The sequence below is a fragment of the Sinomonas humi genome, from assembly GCF_000802235.1.
Lineage (GTDB): Bacteria > Actinomycetota > Actinomycetes > Actinomycetales > Micrococcaceae > Sinomonas > Sinomonas humi.
Window position 1 is genome coordinate 1 of record NZ_JTDL01000035.1, and the last position, 8,723, is coordinate 8,723.

8 protein-coding genes and 1 pseudogene are annotated in these 8,723 nt (G+C 64.4%); 5 read left to right on the top strand and 4 right to left on the bottom strand.

Annotated elements, in window-relative coordinates; all coding sequences use genetic code 11:
- The 4 genes and pseudogenes from LK10_RS21655 to LK10_RS02195 form a co-directional block, all read left to right on the top strand.
- A pseudogene (locus LK10_RS21655) lies at positions 1-151 on the top strand (bifunctional D-altronate/D-mannonate dehydratase); the annotation flags it as partial.
- Between the two features lie 39 nt (positions 152-190).
- Positions 191-1,360, top strand: a complete 1,170-nt coding sequence (locus LK10_RS02185) for a Gfo/Idh/MocA family protein (RefSeq protein WP_043119810.1) — start codon at positions 191-193, stop codon at positions 1,358-1,360.
- A gap of 20 nt (positions 1,361-1,380) precedes the next feature.
- A complete protein-coding gene (locus tag LK10_RS02190; protein WP_043119811.1) occupies positions 1,381-2,469 on the top strand; it encodes a Gfo/Idh/MocA family protein in 1,089 nt (362 codons plus the stop codon).
- Between the two features lie 413 nt (positions 2,470-2,882).
- A complete protein-coding gene (locus LK10_RS02195; protein WP_043119812.1) occupies positions 2,883-3,935 on the top strand; it encodes a LacI family DNA-binding transcriptional regulator in 1,053 nt (350 codons plus the stop codon).
- Between the two features lie 1,262 nt (positions 3,936-5,197).
- Here the strand turns inward: LK10_RS02195 and LK10_RS02205 are convergent.
- Together LK10_RS02205 and LK10_RS02210 are read right to left on the bottom strand one after the other, a co-directional pair.
- Positions 5,198-5,503, bottom strand: coding sequence for a helix-turn-helix domain-containing protein (locus LK10_RS02205; protein WP_043119814.1), 306 nt, complete (start codon positions 5,501-5,503; stop codon positions 5,198-5,200).
- A gap of 101 nt (positions 5,504-5,604) precedes the next feature.
- Positions 5,605-5,949 carry a type II toxin-antitoxin system RelE/ParE family toxin gene (locus LK10_RS02210; RefSeq protein ID WP_043119815.1) on the bottom strand — a complete coding sequence of 115 codons (345 nt, stop codon included), beginning with the start codon at positions 5,947-5,949 and terminating at the stop codon, positions 5,605-5,607.
- A gap of 141 nt (positions 5,950-6,090) precedes the next feature.
- Between LK10_RS02210 and LK10_RS02215 the strand changes: the two genes are divergently transcribed.
- Positions 6,091-6,828 (top strand): hypothetical protein, encoded by a 738-nt coding sequence (locus LK10_RS02215; RefSeq protein ID WP_052206845.1) that lies wholly within the window; start codon positions 6,091-6,093, stop codon positions 6,826-6,828.
- A gap of 303 nt (positions 6,829-7,131) precedes the next feature.
- Here LK10_RS02215 and LK10_RS20680 read toward each other — a convergent pair whose 3' ends face one another.
- Together LK10_RS20680 and LK10_RS02225 are read right to left on the bottom strand one after the other, a co-directional pair.
- A complete protein-coding gene (locus tag LK10_RS20680) occupies positions 7,132-8,217 on the bottom strand; it encodes an amidohydrolase family protein (protein ID WP_052206846.1) in 1,086 nt (361 codons plus the stop codon).
- A gap of 108 nt (positions 8,218-8,325) precedes the next feature.
- The coding region (locus tag LK10_RS02225; protein WP_043119818.1) for an SDR family oxidoreductase at positions 8,326-8,723 on the bottom strand (398 nt) is incomplete at its 5' end.

Consider the following 8,723-nt stretch of genomic DNA (forward strand, 5'->3'; position numbering starts at 1 on the left):
GTCCATGACGTTCATCGACGGGTACCTCCACCCCGGGGACAAGCCCGGCCTGGGCGTCGAGTTCAACGAGGAGGCCGCGGCGTCGTTCCCGTACCAGCAGGCCTACCTGCCGTACAACCGCCTCATCGACGGCACCGTCCACGACTGGTGAGCGCGACCCATGCACCAATCACAACGAAGGAACAGCTAGATGCTCAGAGTAGGAATCATCGGCGCGGGCGGGATCTCCGAGGCCCACATCAGGGCCTACCAGGCCTTCCAGGAGGAGTGCGAGATCGTCGCTGTGGCCGACATCGTGCCGGGGAAGGCCGCCTCCAAGCTGGCCACGTTCGAGTTGCACGGCGCGAGGGCATACGACGACCCGGACCAGATGCTGGCAGAGGAGCGGCTGGACCTGGTGAGCATCACCACGCCGCCGTCCAGCCACGCCCCCCTCACCGTCGCCTTCCTGCGCGGCGGGGTGAACGTGATCGTCGAGAAGCCCATGGCACCTTCGTTGGAAGAATGCGACGCCATGGTCTCCGCTCAGCGCGAATCGGGCAAGGTCCTCTCCGTGGTAGCGCAGAACCGGTTCCGCGATGACATGGCCACCCTCAAGGAAGCCGTTGATTCTGGCCTGATCGGCTCGGTCTCGCACCTGCGCGTCGACTCGGCATGGTGGCGCGGGCTGCCCTACTACGACCTCTGGTGGCGCGGCACCTGGGAGTCGGAAGGCGGGGGGTGCACCCTCAACCACGCCATCCACCACATCGACCTCACCCTGTGGCTCATGGGACGGCCTTCGCAGGTGACCGCCATGCTTGCCAACGCCCAGCACGACAACGCCGAGGTCGAGGACCTCTCGGTTGCGGTCCTGCGCTACGGCCGCGGCCTCGCCCAGCTCACGAGCTCGGTCGTGCACCACGGCGAGGAGCAGGAGATCGTCGTCCAGGGCGAGTTCGCCAGGATCTCCCAGCCCTGGCGAGTAACGGCAGAACTCGCCCGGCCCAACGGCTTCCCCCTCCCGGGAGGCAACACTGCGCTGGTCGATGAGCTGAACGCCCTCGCCGAAGCACACGCCCCCCTGCCGCACCAGGGTCACGCCGGCCAGATCTACGACATCATCGCGGCGATCCGCGACCACCGCGAACCGGCGATCGACGGCGAGGACGGCCGCAACGCCGTCGAGGTCGTGACAGCCATCTACAAGGCCGGCATCGAGCGCGAGGTCGTCGAGCTGCCACTCAGCCCCGAGGACCCGTACTACCGGTCAGGAACGCTCGTCCAGCGCGCCCCGCACTTCTACGAGAAGCGGGCCTCCGTCGCCGACCAGTCCGGCGAGATCATCGTCGGCGCCTCCACCGGAACCCCCAACGACTGAAACCTCTGAAAGGACAGCTGATGCCCGCATCAGAAGGCGCGAACTACGCACCCGCCCCCATGCCGGAGCCGGTCGTCGGCCCCGGCGAATTCGTCTTCGCCGCAGCACACCTCGACCACGGCCACATCTACGGAATGAGCGAGGGACTCATCGGGACCGGCGCCACCCTCAAGTGGGTCTACGACCCCGACCCCGCCAAAGCCGAAGCCTTCCGCGCGAAGTTCCCCCAAGCTCAGGCAGCAAGCAGCGAAGCAGAAATCCTCGCCGACCCGGAGGTGCGCCTGGTCGCGGGGGCGGCAGTGACCTCAGAGCGCGCCGACCTCGGTCTGCGGGTCATCTCCGCCGGAAAGGACTACTTCACCGACAAGGCCCCCCTGACAACCCTCGAGCAGCTGGAGGCAGTCAGGGAGGCGACCTCCCGCACCGGGCTCAAGTACGCCGTCTACTACTCCGAGCGCATCCACGTCGAAGCCGCCGTGCTCGCCGGCCAGCTCATCGAGCGCGGCGCGATCGGCAAGGTCCTCCAAGTCATCGGCCTCGGACCCCACCGCATCGGCGACCCGGACACGCGCCCCGACTGGTTCTTCGACCGGGACCAGTTCGGCGGCATCCTCTGCGACATCGGCAGCCACAACTTCGAGCAGATACTCCACTTCGCCGGCGCCACAGACGCGGAAGTGGTCAGCGCGTCAGTCGCCAACTACGCCCACCCCGAGCACCCCAAGTTCGAGGACTTCGGCGACGCGCACATCGTAATGGACAACGGCGCCACCGGTTTCACGCGGGTCGACTGGTTCACGCCTGCCGGACTGAGCACCTGGGGCGACGGACGCACCATCGTCCTCGGCACCGAGGGCTACATCGAACTGCGCAAGTACGTGAACATCGCGACCGGCGACGGAGGCGGCCACGTATTCCTGGTGAACGAGGACGGCGAGCAGCACATCGATGCGACCGGACGAGTCGGCTACCCCTTCTTCGGAGCACTCATCCGCGACTGCCTCGACCGCACGGAAAACGCCATGACCCAAGAGCACGCCCTCAAGGCGGCCGAACTCAGCGTCAAGGCTCAACTGGCCGCGCGCGTCCTGACCTCCGCACCCCAATGACAGCCGAGGCCCAAGCGGACTCCGAAACCTGCCCCGCGACACCGGTACGGCTGGGATAACGACCCACCATGACGGCTTTCGGTTCGGGGCGGCTCCAATGCTTCCAGCATCAGGCATGCTCGGGGATTCGGCTCCAAGAGCGGCAGTGACTCCGATCTCTGGTGAGTCGGTACCCGAAGGATTTCGGACGGAACACCCTGCAGACTCAGACAACGCAATCCTAGGGGGACCCAGAACGATTCAGCAGGCCCGCTCGCTGCCAACAGCAATCCATGCCGGCGCCCCAGAGTTCGGACCGAGCATTGTTGGGCCGGGGAAGACAAGAGGACGATACTGTTTCATGGCCGGTCCGCGAGCACCGCCACCGAGCCGGCAAACCAATTGCCCGAAAGAGGTCACGGAGGGCCAGCAAGTTGAGCTATCCCAGCAGTCCCACCCCCGCACAGGCACCCAAGCCGTCCACGATCTACGAAGTCGCACGGCTCGCCGGCGTCTCCCACCAGACCGTGTCTCGGTACCTGAAGGGGAACGGGGGGCTGAAGCCCCAGACGGTCGTCAAGGTCGAAGAGGCCATGACCCGTCTCGACTACACGCCCAACCTGGCAGCGCGGGCGCTCCGGAGCAAGCAGTCCTACCGGCTCATCATCGTTGCCCCCGAAGATGTCCACTTCGCTGCATCCCGCATCTTGCGAAGCGCAGTGAGCGCCGCTGACGACGCAGGCTACGTGACCGACATCATCTCCGTCGACACCCGGGGTTCCAAGCGTTCGGCCCGCCTCCTCACCCTCGTGTCGAACGAGCGGATCGCCGGCGTCTTCTCGCTGATCCCGCTCGGCCCCTTGGTAGAGCAAATCACCGCGAAGCATCCTGACCTACCTCTCGTCGTCGCTGGAAGCTACGACGAGAGGATGCATGCACGCGGCTCCCTTGCCGACGCCACCCCAGCAGCAGAAATGATCGAGCATCTGGCGTCCCTCGGCCACCGATCCTTCTACCACGTGGCAGGCCCAAAACTGTGGACATCAGCTGTGAACAGGCGCAAGACCTACGAGGCCACAATCGCCAGACTCGGTCTCCACTCGGCCGGATCGGAGACGGGGGACTGGTCGATGGCCTCCGGCTATCGGATCGGACTCGAGATCCCCCTTCAGGATGGCCCCGTTACGGCCGTGTTCGCTGCAAACGACCAAATGGCCTTCGGCGTCATGCGCGCCCTGCACGAACGTGGCAAGAGGGTGCCCGAGGACATCAGCGTCTTCGGATGGGACAACGCGGAAGAAGGCAGATACTTCATACCCTCGCTCTCCACGGTGAGCATGGACCTGGAAGCGACCGGCCGGAACAGCATGAGGGAACTAATATCACGCATACGGAACGAGCCTCAGGACTCCTCCGGATACGAGCTCACCCCCATGCAGCTCATCTTCAGGGAGTCCACCGCTCCGGCTCCGAATCAGCCAGCCTGATACCCAGGGGGCCTTACCCAGGCTGAGGCCGCTCACAGAGGCTCCTTGACGCTTAGGCGCATCCCAGATCCCAGACTTCAGCCACTCAGCAGGTCGGCCAGCAATCAAAGGAGACCGGTGTGACCGCCTGCGGGGCGCCTGGACTACATCCAGATCAGCAACTAGACACCCGCTCATTCTGCTCTAGCGCGATCAGCGCGCACGGCTGATGAAGACCTCCGACGCCGGGATACCGATGGTTCCAAAGGGGGTCGGGCTGCAGGCACAACGTATCCTGCAGCCCGAGCCCCTTCCACGGGTCTGCCCGCACACGAGGTACCCGTTTGCAGCGACGACCCAGGGCGAGCACGGCCCGCAGTTGCCTGCCAAACGCGCCCCTGTGGATGAGCCGGAGGGCCTTGAGGCCGGTGATGAACCGTTTGAGTCGTTCCCGAGGAGACGGGGCGTGGGTGAGGGCGGATTCTCGGAAGACTTTGACCAGGACCTCGGCGATGGCGAGCATGGATCCTCAGGTTGCGTCGCGGACGCCGCCGACGAACAGTTCGATTTCGCCGGAGGGCAGGCGGGCTGGGGTCCAGAAAAAACGAGGGTCCCCGCAGTTCGATGGTCTCCCAGGGGCCGGCGTGCCGGAGGAGCAGAGCCACGTCGGCCAGCTCCGATCCGTGCGACTCCACACCCCCACGATCCCCCATCGAACGATAACTCCCGTCTCATGAACACCCGCGCGTGCCAGTTCAGAACCGGGGCGGGGGGAGAGGCCTCGGGGAGGGATCCCGGACTATAGCTCGAGGGCGTCGGGCTCGGCCCTTTCGAGGCGTGCGACGAGGCGGCCCTCGTTGGGTAGCGTCTGCTGCTCCGCGGCGGGAGCCTGGCGTAGGAGTAGGCAGCGAAGGCCATGATGGGCGAGGTCGAGCGGCCCAGGCTGTAGAGGACGCTGCCCGTCTTCCAAGCCTTCGGACGGTGATGCCTTAGTAGTCGAGGCACCCGGTCTCGATCGACTGTTGCACCTCTTCACAGTCACCCTTGACTGATCAACGACCAGTCAACGAAAGAGGTCCTCTCGAGCATCGTGCCCGAGAGGACCTCTTTCGCCGCGCTTGAGATCAGTCGCCCGCCTCGTGGCGGCTCGCGCGGCGGCACTTTCCGAACTGGCGCAGGACGGGCCACGGTTCACCGACGGCGCGACTGTTGCGGCGGTTCTTGTCGGGCTTGGACCGGCAGCCCGGTGCTGTCTGTGCGGGGCGAGTAGCCTGCCCCCTCCATCAGGCGATTTGGATTCTCTCATTCCCTAGCTCAACTTCGACGAGGAGCTTCCCGCCGATAGCGTCTATGTACTTGCGCAGCGTATCGATCCGGGCGGAGTCGAGATCTCCGCGCTCGAACTTTGAAATGCTCGCCTGCGTGATGTGCAGGCGCTCGGCTAGGGCGACCTGCGTCATTGCCTGGTCTTCACGGAGTTCGCGGAGGCGGTGGGCGCGGGTCTCCTCGAGCATCCGCTTCTTGTGTTCGTTGACGGCGTCCCGGTTCGGTTCGCGCTTGGCCCAGATCTGTTCGAGTGACTTGGCCATCTTTGGTCCCTGCTCTTTGTCGTTTATTACGGTTTGTCGTTTGGGTCTGTTTTGTCTTTTTTGCGTCTGTGCCTGTTTGTCGTTTGTGTCGGTGGGTCGGCTTACAGATTCTTCAAGTGCTCTTCGTACAGTTTCTCAGCAATTGGGATGTTCTCGTCGTACCACTTGTTCCAGTTCCCCGCCTTGTCGCCTGCGACGAGGAAGATCGCGTTCCGGTTGGGGTCAAAAACGAAGAGCATACGGACCTCGGACTTGCCTGACGACCCGGGCCGAAGTTCCTTCATGTTCTTGTACGTCGATCCCTTGACGGTATCGACGATCGGTCGGCCAAGGTGCGGGCCCTCCTCGGAGAGGAGTTCGAGCGCGGCTGAGACGAGATCGTAGGTCTTATCGTCGAGTCCCAGCATCCAGTCCTCGACGAGTTCGAGCTCCACGTACCATCCCATGCACCAAGAATACAACCCACAGGCTGTATTCACAAGAGGTTGTATCGCCACCCAAAGGTGAGCCCCCTCCCAGACAGGAGGGGCAGCCTTAGGGGCCGCCGGCCGGTCCTGTCCTCTGGGACTCCGATCTAGACTCGGGGAATGAACTCCGATCTCGAGGGGACGATAGACTTTCTCGCCCACGCGGATCTCGCCACAGGACTCAACCTGAGGGGGCTCGGGTACCTGCCTGGGTCCGAGGAGCTCGACGAGCGCGAGCTGGACGAAGAGACCCGCGAGTGGCTGCTCTCCGTTGGCGACGAGGAACGCGAGAGACGACGTCGGCAGGCGCGTCTCCTCGCCGGAGCGCTTTGGCACGCCTCCATCGTTCTCATCGACCAGCTGTTCGAGGACATCGGTACGCTCAGGGCGCTGCCAGAGGTCACAGCCAGCGACATCGCCGGGACCTTGGTCCTCTCGGGCCTTCCGCCGTTCTACGCCGGAAGGTACGGGGTCGGCTTCGCGCAGGCCTTCCTCGCTGCGACCGTCGAGCAGTTGAAAGGGCTGGCCAGCGGATGGGAGCCTCCGGCCTGCATCGCGCAGGAACTCGTCGTCAACTGCCTGATCGATCAGGTCGAGGTCAGCGAAGACCTCTACGACCTCGACCTGGAGCCCGGCTGGCAGGGCACCGTGCGTGACGCGCTCCTGGAGGACACCGACGCTGATGTTCTCTTCGACCCAGGCGCGGACGGGATCGAGCAGAGCCGCCCGTCCTCGTCCGTCCGGGGGCCCCTGGCTCCGAAAGACACCACTCATCCAACAGGGCCACGAGCCCCTTCACGCCCTACGGCACGAGCCCGTTTCCCGACGAAACGCGAAGCGCCTATTAGGCCGTGTTGATTTCTAGGCCGTGCCGAGCACGAGGGTCGCGTGGTGGTCCGGGGTCCCGCTATTGCCCGAGACCGGGACCCAGTCGGGTTGGGGAAACCTGTCGTTCCCAAGCCCGTCCTCGGGTCTGGATCACGGATGCAGGCTCAGTCACCACCGACCAGGAGCTGCTTGAGGCCGCCAACATGCTGCCGGAGACCTTGTGCCGTCGTCGACGTCACTAATGGCAGGTGGTCCTCGACGCAAGACTGCGTTCGATCAAGCCCTTCTTTTCGAGACGCTTTTGGAGGCCGCGCAGCACGGCTGAGGGATGGTTCAGGTCAAGTTGTACGCACGCACGGCGTTATCGGCGGCAATTCGGCGGAATGTCTCCCGTGAGGTCGTCCTCCAAGTTACAGAGAGAAGTTCACGGCCGATGCACTTGCCAGCCAGTCCGCCGAGGGACGCCATGGCCGTCTGCATTGCGGCGGCGGTAGATGCGATCCAGACGCCCTGATCTTTAGGCGCCGGGGCGAGGGGCGCCGTCGGCCTTTGTGCCCCTTCTGCCAGACCCCCTCGTCCGTCTGTACAGCCGCAGTCGCTGCCGAACATTAGCTTCTCACGGTGCCGCTCCAGGAAGTCTGCGGTGAAATCGAGATCCCGGGTGAGCTGGAGGAGTGCTGACGGAGCTCCAAGATCGCCGTACATGTTCGGATAATCGCGCAGCAGTCGATCGGAGAGGCCACCCCGCGCCACAGGCCCGCTGAGATAGGCACCGCCGTCGTGGTAACGGGAGTCGATATTCCCCCAGAAGTCTGGGGCGTGGCATACGAACTTGGTGGCTGGGAACTTCTCCAGCATCGCCCCGATCCTGCTGAAGCCTTTGATGCCGTAGACGGGCTGCCCGGGCACTTCTGCCTCCTGAAAATGCATCATGACCGGAACATCGAGTTCAGCCGAAATGGCATAGACGCACTGCAATTCAGGGCTATCGACGGCTACGCGGCCAGTTGTCTCAGCAAATCCCTTCCAGCCGTCGGCCTTCAGAGCGGCCAAGGTCGAGAGTGCTTCGCCTCGAGCAGCGCGGCGATGCGTCTCGGTCATATCGAACGCTTCTCGGTGCGGATCATCCGAGTAGACATCTTCCTTTGAGAAGTGAGGTGCCCTCGCCCACCCGACTATTCGTCCCGCTTCCTTCTCCCGCAGCCGGCCGTACGTCTCCCGAAAATCGCCGAAGGCTAGAACGAGGGCGCTCGTGATGCCCGCACCATCGAGATGGGCGATCGTAGCCTCATCATTCGTGCGTTCATGAAAATGGCAGTCAATCACTCTTTCCGAGGACCATGGTGTTTCTTCCTGCATGTGGCCAGTCTCCCGGGTCAACAATTCCTGTTCCAGCTCGGGCGATCCTTTCGGTTGCATTCCTGACTCTTCCGTGGAAGCCGGCACTGGTAGCCGTTCATATATCGGTGGAATTCGGCCGGCAAGCTTCCCGCGCAGCTGATGTCAGGCGCAGGAAGCCCAAAGCGGTCACAAGGTGGACCATCCGCCGTCGCTGGGGAGCACGACGCCGTTGACGTTTGCGGCGTCGTCGCTGAGCAGCCAGGCGATGGCGGCGGCAAGCTGGTCGGACGTTGCAGGGGCGGGGATTGTGGTCTGCATGATTGGGCCGAGCCGGCGCGCCGCAAAATCGGATTTCATCGGTGCTTCGATGTTCGTCAGGACCGCCCCTGGTGCGACGGCGTTCGCGCGGATGCCCGAGGGCCCGTAGAAGAAGGCGATGCTCTTGGTCAGCCCCGCCACCGCGTGCTTCGAGGCCGTGTAGGCGACGCCGGCCGCCGAGGCGCGCAGCGCGGCCTCGGAGGCGACGTTCACGATCGCGCCGCTGCCGGCGTCGAGCATCGCGGGGAGGACGGCCCGTGTCAGTC